At 68.6% G+C, this 23,503-nt stretch carries 23 protein-coding genes; 7 read left to right on the top strand and 16 right to left on the bottom strand.

The features are described from left to right. Positions 1 to 185 precede the first annotated feature (185 nt). The 3 genes from W5W_RS0108365 to pheS form a co-directional block, all read right to left on the bottom strand. Entirely contained in the window at positions 186 to 680 is a 495-nt protein-coding gene (locus tag W5W_RS0108365) for a flavodoxin domain-containing protein (RefSeq protein ID WP_017195087.1), read from the bottom strand. 132 nt (positions 681 to 812) lie between these two features. Then, on the bottom strand, positions 813 to 3,467 hold the full coding sequence (gene pheT, locus W5W_RS0108360) for a phenylalanine--tRNA ligase subunit beta (RefSeq protein ID WP_017195086.1): 2,655 nt from the start codon (positions 3,465 to 3,467) through the stop codon (positions 813 to 815). Between the two features lies 1 nt (position 3,468). Continuing rightward, on the bottom strand, positions 3,469 to 4,554 hold the full coding sequence (gene pheS / locus W5W_RS0108355) for a phenylalanine--tRNA ligase subunit alpha (RefSeq protein ID WP_008729476.1): 1,086 nt from the start codon (positions 4,552 to 4,554) through the stop codon (positions 3,469 to 3,471). 202 nt (positions 4,555 to 4,756) lie between these two features. Here pheS and W5W_RS0108350 point away from each other — a divergent pair, with 202 nt between their 5' ends. Genes W5W_RS0108350 through W5W_RS0108340 form a run of 3 tightly spaced genes read left to right on the top strand, consistent with a single transcriptional unit; the run spans position 4,757 to position 8,210 of the window. Next, a complete protein-coding gene (locus tag W5W_RS0108350; RefSeq protein ID WP_008729458.1) occupies positions 4,757 to 5,635 on the top strand; it encodes a MerR family transcriptional regulator in 879 nt (292 codons plus the stop codon). After that, positions 5,632 to 6,591 (top strand): ABC transporter ATP-binding protein, encoded by a 960-nt coding sequence (locus W5W_RS0108345; protein ID WP_008729454.1) that lies wholly within the window; start codon positions 5,632 to 5,634, stop codon positions 6,589 to 6,591. Before W5W_RS0108350 ends, W5W_RS0108345 begins: the two co-directional genes overlap by 4 nt. Beyond that, positions 6,588 to 8,210 (top strand): hypothetical protein, encoded by a 1,623-nt coding sequence (locus W5W_RS0108340; RefSeq protein ID WP_017195085.1) that lies wholly within the window; start codon positions 6,588 to 6,590, stop codon positions 8,208 to 8,210. Before W5W_RS0108345 ends, W5W_RS0108340 begins: the two co-directional genes overlap by 4 nt. Before the next feature lie 15 nt (positions 8,211 to 8,225). Here W5W_RS0108340 and W5W_RS0108335 read toward each other — a convergent pair whose 3' ends face one another. Beyond that, positions 8,226 to 8,696, bottom strand: a complete 471-nt coding sequence (locus W5W_RS0108335) for a hypothetical protein (RefSeq protein WP_008731525.1) — start codon at positions 8,694 to 8,696, stop codon at positions 8,226 to 8,228. Between the two features lie 198 nt (positions 8,697 to 8,894). Here W5W_RS0108335 and W5W_RS15265 point away from each other — a divergent pair, with 198 nt between their 5' ends. Together W5W_RS15265 and W5W_RS15260 are read left to right on the top strand one after the other, a co-directional pair. Beyond that, positions 8,895 to 9,590, top strand: coding sequence for a GrpB family protein (locus W5W_RS15265; RefSeq protein ID WP_161603442.1), 696 nt, complete (start codon positions 8,895 to 8,897; stop codon positions 9,588 to 9,590). After that, complete coding sequence (locus W5W_RS15260; protein ID WP_029574184.1) at positions 9,587 to 9,838, top strand: GrpB family protein; 252 nt, start codon at positions 9,587 to 9,589, stop codon at positions 9,836 to 9,838. Before W5W_RS15265 ends, W5W_RS15260 begins: the two co-directional genes overlap by 4 nt. Positions 9,839 to 9,860: 22 nt before the next feature. Here W5W_RS15260 and W5W_RS0108320 read toward each other — a convergent pair whose 3' ends face one another. Together W5W_RS0108320 and W5W_RS0108315 are read right to left on the bottom strand one after the other, a co-directional pair. Further along, complete coding sequence (locus W5W_RS0108320; RefSeq protein WP_017195084.1) at positions 9,861 to 11,075, bottom strand: ATP-grasp domain-containing protein; 1,215 nt, start codon at positions 11,073 to 11,075, stop codon at positions 9,861 to 9,863. Positions 11,076 to 11,107: 32 nt separating this feature from the next. Beyond that, complete coding sequence (locus W5W_RS0108315; protein ID WP_017195083.1) at positions 11,108 to 11,539, bottom strand: MerR family transcriptional regulator; 432 nt, start codon at positions 11,537 to 11,539, stop codon at positions 11,108 to 11,110. A 98-nt stretch (positions 11,540 to 11,637) separates the two neighbouring features. Between W5W_RS0108315 and W5W_RS0108310 the strand changes: the two genes are divergently transcribed. Continuing rightward, the gene (locus W5W_RS0108310) at positions 11,638 to 12,789 is read left to right on the top strand and encodes an MFS transporter (protein ID WP_017195082.1); all 1,152 of its coding nucleotides are present in this window, start codon (positions 11,638 to 11,640) and stop codon (positions 12,787 to 12,789) included. A gap of 108 nt (positions 12,790 to 12,897) precedes the next feature. Here the strand turns inward: W5W_RS0108310 and W5W_RS0108305 are convergent, their stop codons facing one another. From W5W_RS0108305 to W5W_RS0108290, 4 genes are all read right to left on the bottom strand, one after another. Next, on the bottom strand, positions 12,898 to 13,812 hold the full coding sequence (locus tag W5W_RS0108305; RefSeq protein WP_017195081.1) for an amino acid ABC transporter permease: 915 nt from the start codon (positions 13,810 to 13,812) through the stop codon (positions 12,898 to 12,900). After that, entirely contained in the window at positions 13,809 to 14,465 is a 657-nt protein-coding gene (locus W5W_RS0108300; RefSeq protein WP_017195080.1) for an amino acid ABC transporter permease, read from the bottom strand. The genes W5W_RS0108305 and W5W_RS0108300 overlap by 4 nt, the downstream gene beginning before the upstream one ends. A gap of 63 nt (positions 14,466 to 14,528) precedes the next feature. Beyond that, entirely contained in the window at positions 14,529 to 15,563 is a 1,035-nt protein-coding gene (locus W5W_RS0108295) for a glutamate ABC transporter substrate-binding protein (protein ID WP_017195079.1), read from the bottom strand. A 171-nt stretch (positions 15,564 to 15,734) separates the two neighbouring features. Further along, positions 15,735 to 16,463: an amino acid ABC transporter ATP-binding protein gene (locus W5W_RS0108290; protein ID WP_162829723.1), complete on the bottom strand. Its 729-nt coding sequence runs from the start codon at positions 16,461 to 16,463 to the stop codon at positions 15,735 to 15,737. A gap of 597 nt (positions 16,464 to 17,060) precedes the next feature. On the opposite strand from W5W_RS0108290, the gene W5W_RS0108285 reads away from it, so the two are divergent. Continuing rightward, positions 17,061 to 18,287, top strand: coding sequence for a glycosyltransferase (locus tag W5W_RS0108285; RefSeq protein WP_017195077.1), 1,227 nt, complete (start codon positions 17,061 to 17,063; stop codon positions 18,285 to 18,287). A gap of 76 nt (positions 18,288 to 18,363) precedes the next feature. Here W5W_RS0108285 and W5W_RS0108280 read toward each other — a convergent pair whose 3' ends face one another. From W5W_RS0108280 to rpmI, 6 genes are all read right to left on the bottom strand, one after another. After that, positions 18,364 to 19,518, bottom strand: coding sequence for a DUF418 domain-containing protein (locus tag W5W_RS0108280; protein WP_029574181.1), 1,155 nt, complete (start codon positions 19,516 to 19,518; stop codon positions 18,364 to 18,366). Positions 19,519 to 19,640: 122 nt separating this feature from the next. After that, positions 19,641 to 20,369 (bottom strand): response regulator transcription factor, encoded by a 729-nt coding sequence (locus W5W_RS0108275; RefSeq protein ID WP_017195075.1) that lies wholly within the window; start codon positions 20,367 to 20,369, stop codon positions 19,641 to 19,643. Further along, on the bottom strand, positions 20,366 to 21,688 hold the full coding sequence (locus tag W5W_RS0108270; protein WP_017195074.1) for a sensor histidine kinase: 1,323 nt from the start codon (positions 21,686 to 21,688) through the stop codon (positions 20,366 to 20,368). Before W5W_RS0108270 ends, W5W_RS0108275 begins: the two co-directional genes overlap by 4 nt. A 12-nt stretch (positions 21,689 to 21,700) precedes the next feature. Further along, complete coding sequence (locus tag W5W_RS0108265; RefSeq protein WP_029574180.1) at positions 21,701 to 22,642, bottom strand: TrmH family RNA methyltransferase; 942 nt, start codon at positions 22,640 to 22,642, stop codon at positions 21,701 to 21,703. A gap of 222 nt (positions 22,643 to 22,864) precedes the next feature. Further along, complete coding sequence (gene rplT / locus W5W_RS0108260) at positions 22,865 to 23,245, bottom strand: 50S ribosomal protein L20 (RefSeq protein ID WP_008731534.1); 381 nt, start codon at positions 23,243 to 23,245, stop codon at positions 22,865 to 22,867. Positions 23,246 to 23,275: 30 nt separating this feature from the next. Continuing rightward, the gene (rpmI, locus tag W5W_RS0108255) at positions 23,276 to 23,470 is read right to left on the bottom strand and encodes a 50S ribosomal protein L35 (protein WP_008731612.1); all 195 of its coding nucleotides are present in this window, start codon (positions 23,468 to 23,470) and stop codon (positions 23,276 to 23,278) included. Between the last annotated feature and the right edge of the window lie 33 nt (positions 23,471 to 23,503).

Here is a 23,503-nt window from a genome sequence, read left to right as displayed (position 1 = left end):
TCACTCACACGCCGTTGGCGGCACGGAGATGGCGCGGAGCTCGCCTCGCACAGTGAGCCGGCAGCCAATGGAAGGCCGATGGAATACGTACCCGCGGAACTCGAAGAGGAGCCCGGAGCCGAACCCGGACACCGGTCACGCCGACAGACCGACAGACACAGAGGCGCGACAGCGCCATTCGCGTCTCACAAACCATTGCACAGGGTGGCCGCCACCGAGGCGCCCCACGCGCGCACGGCCTCGAGATCGAGGAAATCGCCCTCGGTGGCGCCGCCCATGCGGGCGATGGTGCGTTCGCGCACATTCAGCACGCCGGGGTCGAAACGCCCCGGGAACGTGATGTGATCCTCCGGATCGATCGATAGCAGGACCGGGCCGATGCGGTAGGGATCGGCGATCTTGCCCTTGGGCAGGCCGGACAGCCCCACCGAGAACGCCCACACGGGACGGTCGCGCAGAGCGCTGCTGAACCGGCGGGTGAAGTCCACCGCCTCCTCAGTCCAACGCGTCATGTACACGGCGCTGCCCAGGACGAAAGCGTCGTAGCCCTCGACGTCTGCGACATCCTCGGGGCGGGTGTGATCGACCTCGAGTCCGGCGGCGCGCAACTGCTCGGCGATAACGGCGGCGACCTCGTCGGTCGCGCCGTGACGGGAAGAAGCGGTGAGAAGGATCTTCATGGGCGCAAGTATTGCGGCTTGCGCCGAGCACCGTGCGGAACTCACGATGCGACCATCAAAGGTGACGACCACCACAGCAGTGCCCGATACCCGACATCCGGTCTAGAGGCATCAGGGACAGGCCCCAACGTGTCAGGCGCGCAGCTCCGCCCCCAGGCCCTTGGCGGCGCGCTTGACGACGCGCTTGCGCACGCCGGCCAGTTCATCGGCCGTCAGAGTGCGGTCCTTTGCGCGCAGGCGCAGGGAGAACGCCAGGGACTTCCTCCCCTCCCCCAACTGGGGCCCGCGGAAGACATCGAACAGACGCACGTCCTCGGCAAGTTCGCCCGCAGCCTCCCGGATGACCGCCTCAACCGCAGCCGCCGTGACCGACTCATCGACGACGAGCGCGATGTCCTCCTTACCCGCGGGGAAGGTCGAGACCGCCCGCACCTGGAGCACGCCCGCGGCCTCAGCGGCCTCCAGCAGGGGCTCCAGATCGATCTCAACGGCGCAGGCGCGTTCGGGAAGTCCCAGCGCGCGGGCAATGCGCGGGTGAAGCTCACCGGCGTATCCGACGACCGGCCCGGGCAGAAGGCCCCTGCCCTTGCGCGTGCTCGGCAGACGCACCTCGGCAGTGCGCCCGGGATGCCAGGGATTGCAGGGCTGCTCGGGAGCCATCACCTCGACGGCGACGCCCAGGGCACGGGCCACGGTCCGCACGACCTTGATGGCATCTGCCCAGTCCCACGCGCGGGCCTGGGCGAGCACGCCCGGACGAACGCGATCGCCGACCAGTACGGCCCCCAGATGCGTCGGCTGATCCGGGATCCCCGCATTGAGCGCTGCGATCTCCTCATCGGCGGGACGGCGGTCGACACCGGGAATCGCAGTGGGGACGGTACCGGCGGGGCGGGTGACGGTGCCGAGCTCATAGACGGCGACGTCTCCCAGTCCGCGTGAGACATTGCGTCGAGCGGTCTCCACCAGGGAGTCGAGCACGCTGGTACGCAGATACGGCGCATCCTCGGCCAGGGGATTCGCCAGGCGCACCGCTCGGCGACGCGGATCATCGGCGGGGATCTCGAGAAGATCGTGCACATCGCCGATGAAGGGGTAGGACAGCACCTGGACGAGGCCGGCATCGGCGAGGGCGCGCACGATATCGCGGCGGGCGCTCTGACGCAGGGTCAGGCCCATCCCCGCCGGCGCGGTGGGCACGATGACGGGAATGCGGTCGTATCCATCGAGGCGGGCGACCTCCTCGGCGAAGTGAGCAGCTCCGACCAGGTCCGGCCGCCAGGTGGGCGGAGTGACGGCGAGCAGCTGATCACCGGCCTCATCGCGCCCAACAGACTCCACGGTGCAGCCGATGGCCTCCAGCAGCTCGACGACCCGCTCAACGCCGTAGGAGACGCCCGTGAGGCGCTCGGCGGCATCGGCACGGATGACGATCGCCTCGGGAGCCACGGTGCGATTCACATCGGTGGCTTTCGCATCGGCCTCGCCGCCGCCGTACTCGACCAACAGGTCGACCGCGCGCTGAGCGGCGATGGGAGCCAGCTCGGTGTCCACGCCGCGCTCGTTGCGCTTGGCCGACTCAGTGGGCAGCTTATGACGGCGGGAGGAGCGAGCGATCGACACCGGGTCGAAGTGGGCGGCCTCAATGAGGATGTCGGTAGTGCCCTCATCGACCTCGGTGTCGGCACCGCCGAAGACGCCGGCCAGTACCAGGGCTCGCGACCCCTCTGAAACCGGCGAATCGGAGATGACGAGGTCCTCGGCATCCAGGGTGCGCGTGACGTCATCGAGGAAGGCGAGGGTCTCGCCCGCCTCGGCACGGCGCACGACGATCGGAGCATGCAGCTTGGCCAGGTCGAAGGCGTGCAGAGGCTGTCCCAGGTCGAGCATCACGTAGTTGGTCACGTCCACGGCGAGGCTGATCGGCCGCATACCCGCAGCCGTGAGCCGGTCGCGCATCCACTTCGGGCTCGGTGCCATGGGGTCGATGCCGCGCACGATGCGGGCGACGTATCGGTCCGCGCCAGGACGTCCATGGATCGGGGAGGGGTCATCGGGGATGCTCACATCGAAACCGCCCTCGCCGACGGGAGCGATGCCGTGCGGATACAGGCCCTTATCGGTGCCGTCGGCGGGGTCGGTGAAACGGGCGCCGGTGGAGTGGGAGTACTCGCGAGCGACCCCGCGCATTGAGAAGCAGTAACCGCGGTCCGGAGTGATGTTGATCTCCAGGACCTCATCGCCCAGACCGAGCAGTGGGATCGCGTTCGTCCCGGGCGCGGGCGGCTCCTCGCCCTCATGACCATGGGTGGCCAGCCACTGCTCGAGCACGATGATGCCGTCGTGGTCCGTGCCCAGACCCAGCTCTCGCTCGGAGCAGATCATGCCGTCCGAGACGTGACCGTAGGTCTTTCGGGCGGAGATGGCGAAGTCGCCGGGCAGTACGGCTCCCGGCAGGCAGACCACGACGCTGTCGCCGACATCGAAGTTGTGCGCCCCGCAGACGATGCCGCGACTGGGCAGCTCCGAGGGCTCTTTGCCGGTGCCGGGGGCGTCGTTGTGCTCGCCGACGTCGACGCGGCAGTAGTTGATCACCTTGCCGTTGGTCTGCTTCTTGGCCTCGCGCGTGAGCACTTTGCCGACGACCAGCGGACCGGTCACCGCCGGCGGGACGACCCGCTCCTCCTCCAGGCCCACCTTGACCAGGTCAGCGGCGAGCTGGGCGGCCGTGGTTCCGGAGGGGACATCGACGTGCTCGCGCAGCCATTCGAGGGGTACGTAGGGCATGTCAGTTTCCCTTTCCGGTGGTGCCGAACTGCTGGGAGAAGCGGATGTCGCCCTCGACGATGTCGTGCATGTCGGCGATGCCGTGACGGAACATAAGTGTGCGCTCCAGTCCCATGCCGAAGGCGAAGCCGTTGTAGACCTCGGGATCGATGCCGCAGGCGGTGAGCACGTTGGGATTGACCATGCCGCAGCCGCCCCACTCGATCCAGCCGGCCCCGCCCTTCTTCTGGGGGAACCACAGGTCCATCTCGGCACTGGGCTCGGTGAAGGGGAAGAAGGAGGGGCGCAGGCGAGTACGCGCCTCGGGGCCGAACATGGCTCGGGCGAAATGGTCGAGCGTGCCCTTCAGGTGCGCCATGGTCAGACCCTTGTCCACCGCCAGGCCCTCGACCTGATGGAAGACGGGGGTGTGGGTGGCGTCGAGCTCGTCGGAGCGGAAGACCTTGCCGGGACAGGCGACGTAGATGGGCGGCTCCTGGTCCAGCATGACTCGGGCCTGCACCGGCGAGGTGTGGGTGCGCAGCACCAGGTTGGCGGACTGCCCTTCGGCGGCCCCGACCGACTCTCCCTGGATGTAGAAGGTGTCCTGCATCTGGCGGGCGGGGTGATCCGCGTCGAAGTTGAGGGCGTCGAAATCGAACCACTCGTGCTCCAGCTCGGGGCCCTCGGCGATGGACCAGCCCATGGCGACGAAGAGGTCCGTGATCTCATCGACCAGGACGTCGAGAGGGTGCCGTGCGCCCAGCTCGATACGGCCCGTGGGAACCGTGACATCGACGGCCTCGGTCTCCAGCATGCGAGCCTCGGCCTCGGCCTCGAGAACGCTCTGACGCTCGGCCAGAGCCTTGTTCAGCCGACTGCGGGCGGCGCCGAGGAGCTTGCCGGCGGTGGGCCTGTCGGCCTTGTCCAGGGCCCCGATGCCCCGGCTGGCTCCGGCCAGGGCGGAGGCGTCGCCGGTAAAGGCCAGGCGAGCCTCCTTGAGGGCGGGCAGGTCGCCGGCGACGGCAATGGCGGCCAGCCCCTCCTCGACGAGGGCGGCGATGCCCGCTTCATCCAGCGGCGACAGCGCGTCAGCAGTGTCAGTCATCCGGGAGCCTTCCGATGATCGGGGCGGTGATCGGTATCCGCGCCAAGGGTAGTCCGCACGGCGCGGCGCCCGAAATCCTGTCCGGCGGACCAGCGCGCCCGGCAGCAGCCCCGAGACTCCGACAGCGACCTCAAAGGCGCCCCAACGGCGGCCTCGACAACACCCTTGACGGTGACGCTGCGTCACCTGCTGAGATGACGCTATGCGCGTCACCCAGATCGCCGACCTGGCCGGCACCACCCCGCGAGCGGTGCGCCACTACCACCGCCTGGGCCTGCTCAGCGTCCCGCCCACGGTACGCGGCGGGCGCGAGTACGGGGTGGAGCACCTGGCCCGGCTCCTGCGCATCCGCTGGCTCGCCGACGGCGGCCTGTCGCTGCGCCAGGTCGCCGAGATCCTCGCCTCCGACCCCGCTTCGGACGAGCCGCCCGTCTCGCCCGCCGAGGCGCGCCGCCGAAGGGTGCTGCACGACCTGCGCGCCGCCCGGGGCACGATCGAGGCCCAGCGCCGCAGCCTGGACGAGCAGGCGCAGCGGGTCGACGAGCTCATCGCCCGCGTGGAGGCCGGACAGGCCCTGGCCCCGGTGCCGGTGGCCCTGACCCGTTTCTACGACGCGATCGAGGCCCGGGTCCGGGCCCTGGAGGAGGACCCGGAGATCCTGCGCACAGAGCGCCAGATACTTCAGGTCCTGGGGTCCCTGGGCATGGTCCCCGACAGCGCCGTCCCCTTCGTCGAGGCCTTAGACGAGAAAGAGATCGAGCTGTGCGCGCAGCAGGTCATCGGCTTCTCCCGCCTGCCGCGGCTGCACGGCGAGGAGGCGCGGCAGGCCGCGCACGCCCTGGCCGAGCGCACCGTTGAGCTGTCCCTGCGCCACAAGGACCTGGCCCTGGCGGTCCTCGACGACCTGCCGGGCGGGGTGGCTGGACGCACCCTGTGGCACCTGACCCGTGTCCTGTTCGCATCCGGCTACCCGGACCCCGCCCAGCAGGCCTTCGCCGCCCGGCTCCTAGAGCTCCTGCTCACCAGCCCCGACCTCGCCGCCACGTTCCGCCGTTCGGTGGGAGAGGACCCCGGACGATGAGCATGTCCGCACCGGCGGCACGTGGCGCCGCGCCCGTCCCCGCCGCCACGTCCGGCACCGGGCAGGCGCCCGTCCGGGTGCGCGGCCTGACCAAGCGCTTCGGGCGCGTCACCGCCCTCAACGGGCTCGACCTCACCGTCGCCGCCGGCTCCGTCCACGGCTTCCTCGGCCCCAACGGCGCCGGCAAGTCCACCGCCATCCGGACCCTGCTGGGCCTGTACCGGCCCGACGCCGGGAGCGTGCGCGTCCTTGGCCGCGACCCGGCGCGTGAGGCCTCGACCATCAACCGGGAGGTCTCCTACGTGCCCGGGGACGTCGCCCTGTGGCCGAACCTGACCGGTGGGCAGGTCCTGGACGCTATGGCGGGCCTGCGTGGCTCACGTGACCGGACCCGGGAGAAGGAACTCACGGAGCGCTTCGAGCTGGACCCCAGTAAGAAGGTGCGCACCTACTCCAAGGGCAACCGACAGAAGGTGGCGCTGGTCGCCGCCCTGGCCGCGCCCACCCGCCTGCTCATCCTCGACGAGCCGACCTCGGGCCTCGACCCGCTCATGGAACGGGTCTTCACCGAGGAGGTCGCCGCAGCCGCGAGCGCGGGGCGCACCGTTCTGCTCTCCAGCCACGTCCTGGCCGAGGTGCAGCACCTGTGCGACGCCGTGACCATCATCAAGGACGGGCGGGTCGTCGAGGACGGCGGCCTAGAGCACCTGCGGTCCCTGGCGGCCACCCGCATCGCGCTGCGCGCTGCTCCCGAACGGCTGGAGCCGCTGACCGCCGCGCTGACATCCCTGGGCATCGCCTTCGACCGCGACGAGGACCGGCTGACGCTGCAGGTGGGCTCGCAACGGGTACCCGCGGTGCTGGGGCTCGTGGCGGAGCAGCGGATCACCGACGTGGTCTGCGAGCCGGCGAGCCTGGAGGACCTGTTCCTGCGCCACTACGAGGACGCACGGTGAACGGCGTCGGACCGCGGCCGCGCTCCTCCCGGCTGCGCGGGCTGGGGCAGGCGGTGAGGCTGACGCTGCGGCGACTGCGTCTTCAGGCACTCGCCTGGGTCCTGCCCTTGTGGGCGCTGGCGGCCGCGACGCCGAGCTATGCGAGCGTCTACCCCTCGTTGAGCTCGCGAGCCGCGCTCATCGCGGCGATGCGACAGACCCCCGGCACTCGTCTGCTCTACGGAGTTCTGCCGCTGCCCGGGACGATCGGGCAGCTCGCCCAGTGGGAGATCGGCACCTACCTGCTGGTGTGTACCGGTCTCATGGCGGTGCTCATGACGTGCCGGATGCTGCGGACCGATGAGGACGAGGGCCTGGTGGAGGTGCTCCGGGGCGCGGGGGCGGGACGGTGGGTGCCTTTTCTGGCCCCGGTCCTCGTCGTGTTCGGGGTCGTGGCGGTGCACGCGGCCGGCACGGGCGTCGTCATGACGGCGCTGACCGGACGCGTGAAGGAGCTGACCGTCTCGGGCGCGTGGGCCCTAGCGGGCACCGTGGCGGTGGTGGGCTGGGCCTTCGCGGGCGCGGGCGCCGCTGCGAGCCAGCTGGCCCGCAGCGCGGGGGCCGCGCGAGGCCTGTCCCTGGGACTTCTCGGGACGGCCTTCGCGCTGCGGGTCCTGGCCGACGAGGCCGACGCGCCCTGGGCGCGCCGGCTCAGCCCCCTGGCGTGGCGGGACCTCGTGGAGCCGTACACCCGCGACCGGGTGGCGCTCCTGGCGGTGTGCGCCGCCTGCTGCCCGGTGCTGGTGGCGGTGGCCGGGGCGCTGTACGCGCGCCGGGAGTACCTGGGCGGCTACCTTCCTGATCGTTCGGCGAGCCGGCGGCGGTGGCGGGTTCACGGGCGCGCCGGTCTGCTGGCGCGCCTGTGCCTGCGCCCGCTGGCCGCCTGGACGGTGGCCGCCGTGTGTCTGTCCACGCTGTTCGGCACCATGGCCGGCGGTGTCACAGACCTGCTGAGACCGGGATCGGCGACGGCGCAGATGGTGGACAAGATGGCCCCGGGCAGCCCGGTGGCGCAGTTCATGGGCCTGCTCACGGTCTTCACCGTCCTGCTCGTTGTGGTGGCGGCAGTCGGCCGAGCCGGCGCCCTGGCCCGCTCCGAGCGGGCGGGGCTGGTGGAGGCGCAGGTGGCGGCGGGAGTCTCCAGAACACGGTTATTCGTCGTACAGGCAGGCGCCGCGGTGGTCGAGGGGGTGGTCCTGCTCCTCGTCTCAGGAGGCGTGCTCGCGGCGGTCACGGCCACCCAGGTCACCGCGGACCACGCGGTGGCGCGCGCCGTCGTCTACACGGTCAGCCAGCTGCCGGGGCTGCTCGCGGCGGTCGGGATCGCCCTGGCCCTCGTGGGCCTGGCTCCGCGACGAGTGGCGCTGGTGTGGGCGGTGGTGGCCTGGAGCGCCTTCGCCCGGTTCCTCGGCGGGCTCGTCGAGCTGCCCGAGCGGGCCCGGGACCTGAGCGTTCTGGGCCACTACCTCGACGTCGTCGGCCCGGCGAGCTGGAAGCCGCTGGCGCTCCAGGCAGCGGTGGGCCTGGCGGGCGCCGCCGTCGGGCTGCTCGCCTACCGCCGTCGGGACCTGGGCGCCTGACCGCGGGGCCGGGCGTCAGGGGAGCCTCGGGATGAGCAGGGCGAGCATCGCCGCCGCGTAGACGCATGCGTCGACCGCGTGCAAGGGGATGTTGAGACGCAGGTAGCGGGAGAGCTCGGCGTCGGTCAGGCTCTGGCCGCTGAGCAGCCGCTCCTCGGAACGGGTGAACCCCGTGAGCCCGTGCACCAGGAGAAGGAACGGCAGACAGCAGACGGCCGGGATGAGGCTGAGGGCTCCGGTACTCCAGGCGGCAACCAGCGCTACCAAGGCGATGAGAAGCTGCAGGAGCATGGTCAGGCCGTAGACCGGCTTCAGGTGGGTGCGGCGACGGAACACGGGATAGGTGCGCTGCAGCTCGTCGGCCCGTCCGGTGCGCACCATGAAGGTGAAGTAGCTGCCGATCGTCAGGCAGTACATGGCGAGAAAGCCGGCGATCATGCCGGTGGCAAGCACGTCACAGGCAAGGAGGATAGTGGCGAGTGACACCCGTAATCCCTTCGCTATCCCGATCCGGGCTCGGGCACGCGTGCCACACCGGCACAGCCCGACTCCATGAACTAAGGTGAGGCAACTCTAGCTGTTTCCACAGGGGAAGGACAGAGATCTGGCGCCCCGCCCCTGCCCCCATTCGTGTGCGAGGCCGCCGCGACGCCACGGGCGCAAACTACACTCGCACGCATGCCAGTGAAACCTCCCCAGACACCGCTGGCCGTGCTCGTCGCAGGCGGGCTGGATGAGCAGGAGCGCTATCGGCAGGTCCTGGAGACCGGACTACCGGGCATCTCGCTGCGGACGCGAGTAGCCTCGGGTCACGACGGCGCGGATATAGAAGGTATATCAGGCGCCTCCGCAGAATCACATTTCGCCATAGTTGACGGGACGGATCACTCTCTCGAGAATCTGCATTCACTTTTCGATGCAGTGATCACCACGGACGACGATCTCAATCGCTTCCTCGCACGCGCCAAGAATTTTGAGAGACGTCGTCGCACCCACCAACTGCCACCCGACATCGCCCCCGTCATGTCACCATGGTCGCCCACGTGGGCCTCAACCGCCGCACGCATCGGTGCTCGCGTCGCGCGCATATTCGCCGACCATAGTATCAATGCGGTGGTGGACCATATCGGCTCGACGTCCGTTCCCGGGCTCGCGGCCAAGAACATTATCGACCTTCAGGTATCGGTAGCCGATCTGGACATGATCAATTTATGCGACATCGATCTGCGGAATGTGGGATTTGTGAACGTACAAGAGCTCGCACCCGATTCACCCGGAGTCTCGCATGACAATGCGCGCGGACCGACCACCTCTCCGGATCAGTGGCAGAAGCGGCTCTATGCCGGCGTCGACGAAGCACAGCGCGGATCGTGCACGTGAGGCGAACAGGCGCCGCAAACTGGCGCTACGCGCTGCTTTTCCGCGATTGGCTGCGAGCGAATGATTCGTGGCGCGATGATTACGCCACCACGAAAGTGCACCTTGCCGAGATGCATGCCAACGACTCGCACTTCGACGATTACGCGCGTGCGAAGGACTTCTGGTTCGACCGCGCATACGACATCGCTGAGGAATGGGCTCGGACGACGCAGTGGACGGCTTCAATGCGCCGCCAACCGGAGGGCTGACCAAGCCGCAAGTGAGCGCAGGTCAGCTCCGTAGCCGGTCTATGATACGAGGCGTGACCGCATAGGCGCTGACGGCGCTGTCGGCCAGAGCGGTCACAGAGCGGGGCCGTGCGAGCAGGGAGCCGACGACGACCAGGGCCGGGGCAAGGCTGAGCGGATCCCCGCCCACAGGGGTGAGAACCTCGCAGCTGCCCTGAAGAGGCGGACGGTGCCTCAGGGCCCGCGCCAGCGAACGGAGCACCGCACGGCGGCTCCCCCGCCTCTCGGCAGCACCCAGTGCGAGTGCCACGGTCGAGCGAGTACGCACCCCCGCTCTGGCGATGAGCGGCGCTCGGGGCAGTCGTCCACCGGTCGCGAGCGCGATGCTCAGGAGCGGCAGGTTGACTCCGGCTGCCGCGGCATTGCCCGGCTCAGTAGTGCGCGGATTGCACTCGATGAACCGGTTCCGGCCGAGATCATCGGCGAAGTAGTCGCAGGTCAGGCCGCCATGCCAGGACAGCCGCCTACCGAGGCGGTGAACGGCATCGACCGCCGTCGGGTCACTCACCGACAGGCGCGCCGCCGCAGATCCGCCCACACCGAGGCCGATGCGCTCGCTGCACGCGGCCGCGATGAGCCGACCGCGGTCGAACAGTGCGGCCACCTGCCGGTAGGCGCCCCGGGCTGGGGCCTGCACCATGACCGCTGCGCCGTCGGCCCCCAAGGCCCTCCAGGCCGAGGCCGCCTCGGCATGCGTTCCAACCCGCTTCACTCCACGGCCGGCCGTCGAGTAGGCGGCCTTGATCCACGCCGGGTATCCGACCCGATCCAGGTCCGCCTCGCAGCGCACCTCGTGCCAGGCAGGCTGAGGAATGCCCAACTCGTCGCACAGGCCCGCGAAGGCGATCTTGGACTGCACCTGCTCGAAAGCCGACACCTCGGCGACGGCGAGCCGGCCGGAGGCGTGCGGAAGATGCTCCCTGCCGGCGGCCAGCAGCCACGCCTGCTCGTGCGTGGCCAGCAGCGCCCGGTACCTGCCCGAGGCCAGTAGAGCGTCGATGGCCCGCAGGTAGCCCACGGGGTCGCGTTCCGCGGACGGGACCCGGCGCACTCCCCGGCACCAGGTGCTGAAGGAGGCCAACGGCCAGCCACTCGCGGAGGCCACGTCAACACCGATCCCGCGGGAGCCCAGTATCGTCATGGTCTCGCGGGCCGTCAGACTCGACCCCTCCGACAGCAGCACCCGCTCGCGCACCATGAACGAACTCTATCCGGTCCTATCGATGCGGATCAGGGACGATCAGAGCCGTTGCCGAGGCGCTCGTCGGCAGGCAGATTCGCGGTTCCACCCGCGCCCCGCCTCGCACCCGGCCCGGATGCCGGGGAGGAGACGGCGAGCCGGTCGCGCAGAAGCCGACGCGTGTCCTCGAGCCGCTCGATCCGTTCCTCAATGCTGGCGAGCTGAGCGGCCAGGGCGGAGCTCGCCGCCGGACAGGCGGCGGTCTCCTCGCTGCCGAGACAGCCGATCAGTGGCAGTACCTGCTCGCAGCTCAGGCCCACCGCGATGAGGGCGTGCACGCGGCGGGCCTGCTCGACGTGGGCCGGGTCGTAGTCGCGGTAGCCGTTGCCCAGCCGGGTCGCCGACAGAAGGCCGACGTCGGTGTAGTGGCGGACCTGGCGCGGCGTCAGGCCTGCGCGGGCCGCGAAGTCGCTGATTCTCATGCGCCCCGCCCAGTGTTGCTCCGACCTTGACCTTGACACTGGTGTCAAAGTTTAGCGTCCTGCCGCACGGGCCGCCCGGCCTGTGCGGAAAGGCCCTCATGAAACGAGTTCCCGTCCTGTCCTTCGCCGTCATGCTCCTGGTGGGGACGGACACGTTCCTGGTTGCCCCGCTGCTGCCCGCCCTGTCCGCCCGCTTCGGCGTCCCCTCTGCGCGCGCCGGCTGGATGGTCTCGGCCTACGCGATCGGTTACTGCCTGACGGCCCTGGTCGCGGGACCGGTATCGGACCGGCTCGACCGCCGTCGTGTCCTGATCACCGGTATGGCGGGGTTCTCCGCAGCCACCGCCACGACCGGACTGGCATGGTCCTTCACCTCGATGCTGGCGCTGCGTCTGGCTGCCGGTGTCGCCGCAGCTGTCGCCGCACCGCAGGTCTGGGCGGCGATCGCCCAGGTCATGCCGAAGGAGCGGATCGTCCCCGCCATGGCGACGGCGACGGCGGGGCTGACGATCGCCCAGCTCCTCGGGGTGCCGGCCGGGAGCCTGCTGGCGGTGCGATCGACCTCCGATCCCTTCGTCGTCGTCGGGGTCATCGCCGCCCTGGTGACCGCGGCACTGTGGCGATGGTTCCCCGCGGTGCCCGCCGCGCGTCCGCATGGCGGGCGCACGGGCGTCCTCTCCCAGTACGCGGCCCTGATCCGCGCGCCGCACGCCCTGGGGCGCTTCGGGGCCTACTTCGTGTTCCAGCTGGGCAACTTCGCGGTCCTGTCCTTCGCTGCGACCTGGTTCGCACAGGACTTCCACCTGGACCAGGCGGGTATTGCCAGGGCGATGATCGTGCTCGGAGCGGGCAACACTGTCGGCGCCCTGGTGGGGCCCCGGATCGTGCGGCACCTGGGGCAGGGACGCACGCTGATGGGCGGCCTGATCTGCTACCTCCTCATCTACTCGGTGGTTGCGGCCAGTGCGACCCGTTGGGCAGGAATCGGGCTGCTCGCCGGCGCCTTCGTCGTCGGCGGCGTGCTCTTCCCGGTCATGATGAACCTGCTGCAGGCGCTGACGACGTCGGTGCGCGGGACGGTGTCGGCACTCGCCAACGTCCTCATGTACGCCGGCTCGACCCTCGCGGGAGTCCTGGGCGGCCCGCTGCTCGCGGCCCTGCCCTCGTTCTGGGGCGTGAGCCTGCTGGCGCTGGGGACGACCCTGGTGGCGCTCGGCCTGTGGACGGCCTCGGGCTCTCTGCGCACGTAGCCGAACCGATCTCGACGCGGAACTCGACCGATCTCGACGCGGAAGCGGACCGATCTCGGCACGGATTGCTACCGATCTCGATGCGGAACTCGACCGATCTCGGGGGCATTAGCGAGTGCGCGCCTCAATGTTGCGGGCCAGCGCGCCCAGGGACCAGTTCATGATCACGTAGAGCAACGCGATGATGATGTAGGTGGGCACGTAGATGTCAAGGTTGTAGTTGCTCGCGGTGCTGGCGATGAGGACCTTCCCGGCGTACATGAGTTCGGCGTAGGAGACGGCATATCCCAGTGAGGAGTCCTTGAGAATCGTCACGAGCTGGGTGAGGAGAGTCGGCAGCATGAGCCGCAGGGCCTGCGGCGCAAGAATGAAGCGCATGGTCCGCCATCGGCTCAGCCCCAGGGCCTGAGCCGCCTCGGTCTGCCCCTTGTCCAGCGCCAGGACCCCGGAGCGGAAGACCTCCGCCGTCGTCGCCGAGGTGCACATGACGATGGGAATGGTGAGCATCCAGAACGCCGGCAGGGTGGGACCGAAGCGGGGTACGGCCAGCAGGAAGAAGTAGATGAGCAGCAGCATGGGAACGGCGCGCATCATGTCGATCCACAGCCCCACGATCGTCCGACCGACCAGGCCGGCCCCCAGCCTCGCCCAGCCCAGAAGAATGCCCAGGGGGAAGGAGATGAGCGCAGACACCGCTGTCACGGCCAAAGTGCTCCCCAGCGCCTTACCCAGGAAGATCACAATCGACTGCCCCAGGAAGTAGCGCCATTTGGGATAGGCGAGCTGGTCTTCGCGGGCGAGCTGGTAGAGCGCTGCGGCGATCAGCACCACCGCCAGAAGAGTGACGACGCCGGAGATGATGGTGATGCGCCGTCGCCCCCTGGGACCGGGAGCATCGAAGAGGAGATCAGCGTCCGTCGCCCGCCCCGGGCGGGCGCTTCTCAACGTGCGGATGGTGCCGCCGATGGAACCGCCGATGGAACCGCCGATGGAACCGCCGATGGAACTTGGTGCAGCGCTCATGCTCGTACCCCCCGTCCATCTGCCAGACGGTGTTCAAGCAGACCGCCGAGCTTCGCCGCGCCGAAAGCCAGCGCAAGATAGATCAGACCCGACAGCAGGAACATGAGAACGGCCTCCCCGGATTGCAAATTGAGCTGCTGGGTGACGCTGGTGAGCTCGCGCACCCCGATGGTTGCAGCCAGAGCCGAGCCGATGAGGCAGGCGATGAAGATATTGACAAGCGGCTGGACGGTGCGAGCCAGGGCCTGGGGAAGCACGACTGCGCGGATAATGAGCCCGAAAGGCATTCCCAAAGCTCTGGCCGCCTCGATCTGCCCCTTGGCGACGGAGTTGATGCCCGAGCGGACCGCCTCGCACACGAACCCGGAACCGGCGAAGAGGATCGCGCTCACCGCCGCGGCGAACAGGGAGAAGTGGACACCCGCCTGCGGCGCGGCGAAGGCCAGCAGGATCATGAGGCACAGGGTCGGGATATTGCAGGCGAGCGTCACCCACACGGTGCTCACAGCCCGCAGGGGCGGTATCGGGCTGACGCGGCACACGGCGATGAGCGTGCCGGCAAGGAGCGCGCCGGCGTAGGCGAGTAGGGCGATGACGAGGGTGGTCCCCAGACCGGCCCCGATGGCTCCGAGGTTGTGCGCAATCACTGACATGGCCGTCTCCTGAGGTTGTCGTACCGATGACGCCGGGGATCGCAGCGCCCGACGCGTGCAGAGTCAGGCGGCCGGTGAGGCGGATGCCTCGGCGGAACTGCTGTCGCCCGACCCGGAATCATCCTGACCCGCAGGCGCCGAGGCGCCATCGGTCTCCGAGCCGGGCACCGAACCGATAGCGGGCGGTTCGGGGGCGTCTCCGCCTGCTACCGCGCCAATGGTTGCCTTCCAGATGGATGCCCAGGTGCCGTCGTCGTAGATCGTCTGGAGGAACGTATCGACGAAGGCCTTGGCGTCCGACTTATGGGGCAGGCCGATGCCGTAGGGGTCCTCCGTGAAGGGGTCCCCCACAATCTTGAGGCCCTCATTGGACTGGAGCGCACTGAGCAGAAGGGTGTAGTCAACAACGTAGGCATCGACTTGCTTGGTCTTGAGCCCATTGAGGCAGGCAGGCTGGTCATCGAACGGAACCTGCTGAGCCTCGGGGGCCGCTTTATTTAGCGCCGTGACCGAGGAGGAACCGGACTGGACGGCGACCTTGACGCCCGCCAGGTCGCCCACGCCGGTGATTCTGTCCTCGTCATCCCGTACGAGCACTGCCTGACCGGAGGAGTAATAGGGGCCCGCATAATCGATCTTCTGAGCGCGCTCGGGGGTGATCGAGTAGGTGGCGATCACGGCCTGCACGCTGCCGTTCTCGAGCGTGGTCTCACGGGTGTCCGATGTGACCTGTGTGATGTCCAGCAGCGCACGGGCATCATCGCCGCCGATGATGTAGCGGGCCAGGGTCTGGGCGATGGCGGCGTCGAACCCGGTGACCTTGCCGGTGGTCGCATCCTCCGAGGAGAAGACCGCCGCGGTCTTCGTCCCGCCGGTCTTGAGAACACCGGCCTCCTTGATCGCCGAAGCCCAGCTCGAGGCGGCCACGACGTCGGCTGCAGCGACCGGGCCCGAGTTGATGACCGTGTCGTAGTCGGCGTCCCCGCCGCCTGAGACGGCCTGCCCATCAGCGCCTGTGTCGGCACATGCGGCCAGAATCGCCGTCAGGGAGACGGCACCGGTGGCGGACAGCAGTGCGCGGCGCGAAAGAGTCGTCATGGTGGGGTTCCTTTCGTCACGACGATTCGGGTCTATCAGTCGACATCGGAGGTCTGGGACGCGCCCCTATCGAGGCGCAGTGCAATATCTTTAAGATCTCCACGGGCATTTCGCTGCTTCGAGCTCGGCGAAGCGAGCTCAGCAACGGCCTCATGGCGGATCAATGACAGCTCAATGGCTCAGTACCTTGGACAGGAAGTCGCGGGCCCGGTCAGTGGTGGGAGCGGCGAAGAACTCGGACGGCGCGCCGGACTCGACGATCTGGCCGGAGTCCATGAACACGACGCGGTCGGCCACAGAGCGGGCGAAACCCATCTCATGGGTGACCACGAGCATGGTCATCCCCTCCGCAGCCAAGCCCTTGATGACGTCGAGGACCTCGGTGATCATCTCCGGGTCGAGGGCGGATGTGGGCTCATCGAAGAGCATGATCTTGGGATCCATGGCCAGGGCACGGGCAATCGCCACGCGCTGCTGCTGGCCGCCGGACAGCTGGGGCGGGCGCTTGTCCGCCTGATCGGCCAGGCCGACCCGCTCCAGGAGGCTGCGCGCAGTCGCCTCCGCCTCGCTGCGGGAGATGCCGCGAACCTTGATCGGGGCGAGCGTGATGTTGTCCAGCACCGTGCGGTGCGGGAAGAGATTGAAGGACTGGAAGACCATGCCGACCTCGGCGCGCAAGCGGGTCAGATCCCGACCCTCCTCCGGAAGGAGCTCGCCGTCGATCTCTATCGAGCCCTCCTGGATCGTCTCCAGGCGGTTGATGGTGCGGCACAGAGTGGACTTGCCCGAGCCGGAGGCCCCGATGACGGCTACGACCTGGCCGGGATGGATGTCGAGCGAGACGTCGTCGAGCGCTTTGAAGTCGCCGTAGTACTTGCTCACGTGATCAATGCGCACCAGGGGGCGGGCGTCGTTGCTGACGTCGTTGACATCACTGACATCGCCTGCGCTGTTTGCGCCGTCGGCACTGCCGGTGGGCTGCTCGGGGAAGTCGGAGGAGGATGCGGGAGCGGACACGAGGACCTCGTCTCGGTCAGGGGGTTGGATGGGTGCAGAGGTGTCTCAACGACACTGACAGCAACACATCCACATGCGCATCGCATTCCTCCTGTGCTCATTCGATCGCGGCTCCCGAGGACTCCGGGGCCGCCCTGCAACGCGAGGACAATAACACCGCTGTCACACGCAGACCCAAGAAGTGCCCGCTGGTTGAGACGAGGGGCCGGCACGAGTCATGCACGAGTCATTCCGATCGTTCAGATCCCGCTTCGATGCGGGTTGTCCGCCGTGTACCCGATCAGCCTGCCCGGCTGCAGATCGGCTGCAGATCAGCTGCAGGTCAGCTGTAGGCTCAGTCACATGAACCGTACGCCCACACCTCCGCCGAATCATCACCTTCCGACACAATGCAGTGAGTCGGCCGCGGAGAGTACGGGGAACGAGCGCTCCGAATTCAACAGCCCTGGCGGGCCCCTCGAATCCGGCGAAAGACCATGTGTGCTCTTCGCCCCGGAAACCTTCAACTTTGCAGAGGTCACACGCGCCATCGAAGTGGCCCGGCGCATGCCCGCTGATGTGGAGTGCGTATTCGCAGGCTTCTCACCGCGCAACTCCGAGCATATTCGGGCGGCCGGTTTCGAATTCCACCTTCTCCTCCCCCACCTCAGTGATGAGGAGGGCAAGTTAGCTCTGGCCTTCGACCAGGGACGCACTCTGCGTCAGCCCTTCACCAGAAAAGTGCTCACCCAGCGGGTCGCCAGCGAACGCGAGCTGATTCGCCGCCTGCGCCCGAGCGCTGTGGTGATCGGAGTGACTCCGAGTCAGTTCATCTCCGCGCGTGCAGAGGGCGTGCCCCTGGTCTTCGTACGGCCCTTCGCCTACTCCCTGGCCCACCTTCAGGCGGCGAGGCAAGTCGGCGCCACCGGGTTCCTACCCCGTCGTACCGCTGGCGAATGCCTGCTCGACAATGCCGCCTCCCGGTTGCTGCATACGGTGGGCAGGCGATTTCCCCTACCGCGCCCGTTCTACCAGGTGGCCCGAGATAACGGGGTGGCCCTGCCCCACGGAGTGTTCACTGCTCTGACGGCCGATCTCAACCTCATCGCCGCGGCACGGCAACTGCTGCCCGCATGGGTGAGCATGCCGCAAGGGCATCAGGTGGTCGGTCCGGTCTACGCCCAGCTGCCGGGAGAGGTCCCCGAGATCGTCAACGAGCTGGCCGCGGTTCCTGAGCCGCTGGTCTATTTCGCCGTGGGCTCTTCGGGGAACCGTGAGCTCGTGCTTCAGGTCCTCCGCGGGCTGGGGCAGGCCAAGTGCCAGGTGCTGGCGCCGGTGCGGTCCCACCTGCAACCCGAGGATGTTCCGGGCCTGCCGGCGAACATCCATGTCACCGACTGGCTTCCGGCCAATCGCCTCGGGGATGCGGTGGACCTGGCGATCACCCATGGCGGTGAGGGAACTGTGCAAACCAGTTGCGTTCAGGGATGGCCCTTCATCGGAATCCCTCTGCAGCTGGAACAGCGTTTCAACGTGCAGCGGTGCGTCGCTTTCGGATCGGCCCGGCTGGTGAGCCAGAAGGAGGCCGGCACCGTGAACTGGCCCGCCCTGGTGCACGATGCCTTGGCCGACGAGGCGATGCGCAGTCGCGCCCGTCGCATGGCCGTGCTCATGAAGGGCCTGGACGGACCGGGCCGGGCCGCGGCGGCCATCTGCGAACTGCTCTGACGTTTCTCAGGGCATCGAGTCACCGCTGCGCCCGGGCGCTGGCGTAGAGGCACACGGCCGCGGCAGATCGGCACAGTCAGCGGACACGGACCTGGGCCGCGTCCGCGTGGCCGGGGCTGTCAGCAGCCGTTGCCCGGCGGATGTCCACCAGCGTCCACCAGGTCAGGCACCTCCACACCCACTCCAGGGGGCCGTAGCGGAAGCGCCTCAGCCACAGGCGCGCAGCGATGGACTGGACCGCGAGCACCAGTGCGGCCACGGCCAGGAGCGGCGCGACATCGCGACTCTCCTTCCAGTGCAGGGCCACCCCTATAGGGGCCACGATGAAGCTCGCGCTGACATAGCAGGTCAGTGCCATTCTCCCTAGGGGCTCGAAGCAGGTCTGGATGGGCTTGCGGATCCGCCAGGAGCAGGCCAACGCCACCAGGCAGATGTAGACCGCGGCCTGGATCCCGCCGGCAATGCCGCCGACATACTCGAAACGGGGGTCGCCGGTTTCGTGCGTCTGGGCGATGACGGCCGGAACGGCTGCCAGCGCCAGGGCGGCGGTGGTCATCACCAGGCGGCGGTCGGGGTGCTCGAGGTAGGCGGGCAGGCCATAGGCCACTGCTGCCGCACCCAGCAGAAACAGCCCGGGAACATTGATCACGCCGGAGCCGCCCCATGCGAAGGATGCCACAGTCCCGGCAACGCCCAGGATCGCCACCAGCAGACGCGGCGCCTTCAGCACGATTGGCAGCATGAGGAGCCCGATCACGGCGTATTCCGTAAGCACCTCGCCCGAGTACACCAGGGAGTGCAGGAATCCGATCGCCAGGAGTGCGATCATCCGCCGTCCCACCACCTTCCACGGGGACTGGCCACGCTTGAGTGCCGAGTCGGAGACGAAGCGCAGGCTCATGCCGAACATGAAGGCGAAGATCGGCACAAAACGGGTGGAGACCAGGTAGTAGAGGGTGTTCTCCGCGATGGATGGACTGCGGGGCACGAATGGCAGCCCCATTCCCAAATGGGTGATATCACCGATATTGACCAGGAGGATGCCGCAGATGGCGAAGCCCCGCAGCGTATCGAGAACTTGGTAGCGGGGCGCCGGTCTCTCCCGTACCGGTAGCGGAGGAACGCTCGCCGCCGGCTCCACGCGCTCGTCGCTGCGAAAACGCTTGTTGACGCGCTGACCAGAACCGATCGGGGGAATCGGGGGAACATGGGGCGAAGGCGGAGTGCTCATATCCTTGACGCTACGGGCCGTCTCCGCACGAGCCCAGAGGAAACCGCTTCATTCCAACCCGGGATGGACCTCCAGAAACACTTTTCCACCCACGGGTGGACCCGCGGCAACCGCCACGGGCGTTACTCGTCCTGCCCCGGTCGGATGAGGCCGGTCTCGTAGGCGAGCACGATCAGCCCGGCACGATCTCTCATGGAGAGCTTGCGCAGGAGGCGGTTGATGTAGGTCTTGACGGTGGATTCCGCCAGTACCACCGTCTCGGCGATCTCCCGGTTGCTCAAGGCGCGGCCCACCAGCGTCAGAATCTCCTTCTCCCTGGTGGTCAGGAGAGCCAGCCGCTCAGCATCGGCGCCCCGTCCCGCACCAGAGCCCGCCGCAAGAGCCTCGCGGCGACCGCTCACGGCCCCGGCCGCTCTGTCCTCCTGGGAGATCCAATGGCGCAGAAGCCGTCGGGTGGCTGAGGGCGCCACCACGCTGTCTCCACGGGCCACGGCCTTGACCCCGGCGATGAGCTCGGGAGCAGTGCTGTCCTTGAGCAGGAATCCCGAGGCCCCGCTGCGCAGCGCCTCGACGACGTACTCGTCGAGGTCGAAGGTGGTCAGAATGAGCACCCGCACCCGCGAGTGCCTGCGGATCAGCTCGCGCGTGGCCGCGATCCCATCCATACGGGGCATGCGCACGTCCATGAGAACGACATCGGGGACGCGGGCGTCAACGGCAGCAAGGACCTGATCGCCGTCCTCGGCCTCCCCCACGACGACGATGTCCTTGCGAGTTCCAAGGATCATGCGGAATCCGGATCGCACCAGGCTCTGGTCGTCCACAAGCAGCACGCGGATCGGATCAGTCATGACGCGGCTCCCTCGCGCCCGCTCGCAACACCGTCCTCATCAACGGCGCTGTCCGTTCCTGCGGGCATCCGCGCCTCAAGGAGCACGCCCCCTCCCGAGCGCGAGCTGATCCGCAGGTCTCCGCCCGCGGCCTCGACCCGCCGTCTCAGGGTGCGCAAGCCCTGGCCCCGGCACTCGTCCACGGGGAGGCCGCCATGCGGGTCGTCATCACTGACTCGCAGAACGACGTCGTCGAGGCCATGGATGAGCTCCACGATGATGCTGTCGGCGCCGGGGGCGTGCCGGACCGCGTTGGTGATCCCCTCCTGGGCAACCCGGTAGAGGGCCAGCTGCGCCTGGGCTCCGAGGCCGGTGGCCGCATCGGAGCAGCCGCCTGGCCCGGCCCGGAGCTCCAGCTCCACGGGCGCCCCGGCGTCGGCGGCCGAGCGCACCAGAGCGGACAGGTCGGCAAGCCCCGGAGTCGGGTGCAGCAAGGCCGTCGAGGTCGAAGACGCGTCATCGGGGGCGGCCACCAGGGAGCGCGTCAGCGCACGGGTCTCCGCCAGGGCGCCGCGCGCCGTCACCAGTACCGTCTCCACGGCCCCGCCCACCTGGGCCAGGCGCTGCTCGTCACTGAGATCCGTCTCTCCCGCATCAACCGTGGCCAGGTGGCGGGCGGCCTCGGCCTGGACGGCGATGAGCGCGAGAGCATGCCCGACGACGTCGTGCACCTCGCCGGCGATCTCCGTGCGCAGGGCTGCGGCCTCGGCCTGCCGGCGCTGCTCCCGCTCCGCCCGGCGCGCCTTCTCCTCACCGGCGCGGGCCCGGACGATGTTGCGGCCCTGTCCGATCATCCGGCCCCCGGCCCACGCCAGCAGCCCCATGGTCGAGGTGAGCAGGAGGAGCATGACAAGGCTCTGCCGGTAGGTCTGCTCACCTCGCTCGTCCTGCGTCCAGCTGACGGCGGCCGCAGTACATCCTGCAACCAGAAGCAGCAGCCAGACCGGTTGAAGCCGTCTGCGCCCCTGCTCACCCAGTCGGAACAGAGCGAACAGCACGATGACGTCGGCCATCAGCGCACCATCGAGCAGAACGACCTGAAGACCGCCGATGAGGAAGACCATGGCGCCGGCCGCATCGGCATCCAGAGGGCGCCACCAGGTGACCGCCCACACGACGATCAGCGCAACCACTGCGACCGGGTGCGCAACAGCGTTCCATACCTCCGGGATGCTGCTGACCAGAACCAGGAGCATGAGCCCCGTCCACATCGTCCAGCGCAGCGATCGCAGGCCCGGATCGGTGAGGATGCCGGTGAGAACGCCCTGTCCGGCACTCATCGCCGCAGCCGCCTATCGTTGCGCCCGGGCGCTGGCGTAGAGGCACACTGCCGCGGCAGTGGCCACGTTGAGGGACTCGGCCCTGCCGTAGACGGGAATGGAGACGACGGCATCAGCACGGCTCAGCGCCTCCGGTGATAGTCCGTGCGCCTCGTTGCCCAGCAGCCAGGCGGTCGGCGCCTCAAGTAGGGATTCCGCCCCGAACAGGTCGAGATCTCCTCGGGCATCGGCAGCCAGGACAGTCATTCCGGCCCCGTGCAGGGCGGCGACGACGTCATCGAGCGCCGCATCGGTCACTACGGGCAGGTGGAACAGGCTGCCTGCGGTCGAGCGGACCACCTTGGGGGACGTGGCATCCACACTTCCCCGTACGAGCACCACCGCATCCGCCCCGGCGGCATCGGCCGCACGGATCATGGCTCCCGCGTTGCCGGGGTCCTGAGCTTCAGTGAGGACGGCGACGAGCGACGCCCCCTCCAGCGCGGAGGTCAGAGCCTCGGATCCCGTGCTTTCATCCATGGCGACGACGGCGAGCACTCCCTGGGAGCCCGTACTCATGGCCGCCATGACCCGCTCGCTGACAAGATGGCTGTACAGGCCCGCGGCCAGCGCCTCCTCCCAGATCTCGCTGTAGCGATCCTGCGAAGCCTCGGTGATGTAGACGTCCAGAACCCGATCAGAGGCGTGCCTGACCGCCTCACGCACTGCCTGCGGGCCCTCCACCAGGAATCTGCGGTATCTGGCTCTCACATTCTTGCGGGCCAGGCCCGCCACGCGAGAGACGCGAGTCGAGGCCGGATTGGCGAGCACCTCGCGGCCGGCCGCCGCTCCCCTGGCGCCGGCGCGACGCCCCTGTCCTCGTCCATGCCCCCGTCCCGGCCCCTGCGGAGCGGAGTGCATCGCACCCTCATGCGGAGGGGGACCGGAGGCGTCAGCCGAAGCAGCGGGACTCATGGAGTCAGCGTACGGCAGCGGGACACTGCCCTCTCGATCGTTCGCACCCCAAGAGCGAGTATCGTCGCAGTCTTTCCCGGGGCCTCCCGCCTCTTCTCCACCCTCCGCAGTGGCCTCGCACACCACGACGACGCCGCACCCGATGCGGGCACGGCGCCGTCGCGCAGCTCATACTGGCCATACCGGCCATCCGGGCTAATACTCCCGAAACTCCTGAAAGCCTCAGGCCTTGGGGGCGTTGACGTCCTCGGGCAGGGCTCCACGAGCAACCTCGATAAGAGCCTTGAACGCCTCGGGCTCGTTCACGGCCAGCTCGGCCAGCATGCGGCGGTCGACCTCCACTCCGGCCAATCCAAGCCCCTGGATGAACCGGTTGTAGGTCAGGCCCTCGGCGCGGGCAGCGGCATTGATGCGCTGGATCCACAGGCGCCGGAAGTCGCCCTTGCGGGCGCGGCGGTCCCGGAACGCGTAGACGCCGGAATGAGTGACCTGCTCCTTGGCCTTGCGGTAGAGACGGGAGCGCTGACCGCGGTAGCCCGAGGCCTTATCAAGAACGCTACGACGCTTCTTCTGGGCGTTGACAGCCCGCTTCACACGTGCCATGCGATGACTCCTTTTACGTGACGGGACCGCTCAGCGGCCGAGCAGCTTCTTGACCTGGCGGACATCGGCCTTGGCGACAGACTGGTCCTGCGCGAGCCGACGCTTCCGGCGAGAGGACTTGACCTCGAGCAGGTGGCGCTTATTGGTCTGCTCACGCATGAGCTTGCCGCTGCCGGTGACCCGGAAGCGCTTCTTGGCACCGGAGTGCGTCTTGTTCTTCGGCATTGTGGATTTCCTCTTCTCGGCCCTGACCGGGTG

This window comes from Actinomyces massiliensis 4401292 (genome assembly GCF_000269805.1).
In the GTDB taxonomy this organism is placed as follows: domain Bacteria; phylum Actinomycetota; class Actinomycetes; order Actinomycetales; family Actinomycetaceae; genus Actinomyces; species Actinomyces massiliensis.
The sequence above is the reverse complement of the archived record's forward strand: the minus strand, read 5'-3'. Positions and strand labels throughout refer to the sequence as shown.

Bases quoted from the DNA above. Each gene is read 5' to 3' on its own strand.
- pheS (WP_008729476.1), bottom strand. From the start codon at position 4,554: ATGACTGACACTGCTGACGCGCTGTCGCCGCTGGATGAAGCGGGCATC.
- W5W_RS0108275 (WP_017195075.1), bottom strand. From the start codon at position 20,369: ATGACTGATCCGATCCGCGTGCTGCTTGTGGACGACCAGAGCCTGGTG.
- pheT (WP_017195086.1), bottom strand. From the start codon at position 3,467: ATGCCCTACGTACCCCTCGAATGGCTGCGCGAGCACGTCGATGTCCCC.
- W5W_RS0108320 (WP_017195084.1), bottom strand. From the start codon at position 11,075: ATGGTGCGCGAGCGGGTGCTGCTGTCGGAGGGGTCGAGTCTGACGGCC.
- W5W_RS0108280 (WP_029574181.1), bottom strand. From the start codon at position 19,518: ATGAGCACTCCGCCTTCGCCCCATGTTCCCCCGATTCCCCCGATCGGT.
- W5W_RS0108350 (WP_008729458.1), top strand. From the start codon at position 4,757: ATGCGCGTCACCCAGATCGCCGACCTGGCCGGCACCACCCCGCGAGCG.
- W5W_RS0108295 (WP_017195079.1), bottom strand. From the start codon at position 15,563: ATGACGACTCTTTCGCGCCGCGCACTGCTGTCCGCCACCGGTGCCGTC.
- rpmI (WP_008731612.1), bottom strand. From the start codon at position 23,470: ATGCCGAAGAACAAGACGCACTCCGGTGCCAAGAAGCGCTTCCGGGTC.
- W5W_RS0108300 (WP_017195080.1), bottom strand. From the start codon at position 14,465: ATGTCAGTGATTGCGCACAACCTCGGAGCCATCGGGGCCGGTCTGGGG.
- W5W_RS0108270 (WP_017195074.1), bottom strand. From the start codon at position 21,688: ATGAGTGCCGGACAGGGCGTTCTCACCGGCATCCTCACCGATCCGGGC.
- W5W_RS0108305 (WP_017195081.1), bottom strand. From the start codon at position 13,812: ATGAGCGCTGCACCAAGTTCCATCGGCGGTTCCATCGGCGGTTCCATC.
- W5W_RS0108345 (WP_008729454.1), top strand. From the start codon at position 5,632: ATGAGCATGTCCGCACCGGCGGCACGTGGCGCCGCGCCCGTCCCCGCC.
- rplT (WP_008731534.1), bottom strand. From the start codon at position 23,245: ATGGCACGTGTGAAGCGGGCTGTCAACGCCCAGAAGAAGCGTCGTAGC.
- W5W_RS0108265 (WP_029574180.1), bottom strand. From the start codon at position 22,642: ATGAGTCCCGCTGCTTCGGCTGACGCCTCCGGTCCCCCTCCGCATGAG.
- W5W_RS0108365 (WP_017195087.1), bottom strand. From the start codon at position 680: ATGAAGATCCTTCTCACCGCTTCTTCCCGTCACGGCGCGACCGACGAG.
- W5W_RS0108310 (WP_017195082.1), top strand. From the start codon at position 11,638: ATGAAACGAGTTCCCGTCCTGTCCTTCGCCGTCATGCTCCTGGTGGGG.
- W5W_RS0108315 (WP_017195083.1), bottom strand. From the start codon at position 11,539: ATGAGAATCAGCGACTTCGCGGCCCGCGCAGGCCTGACGCCGCGCCAG.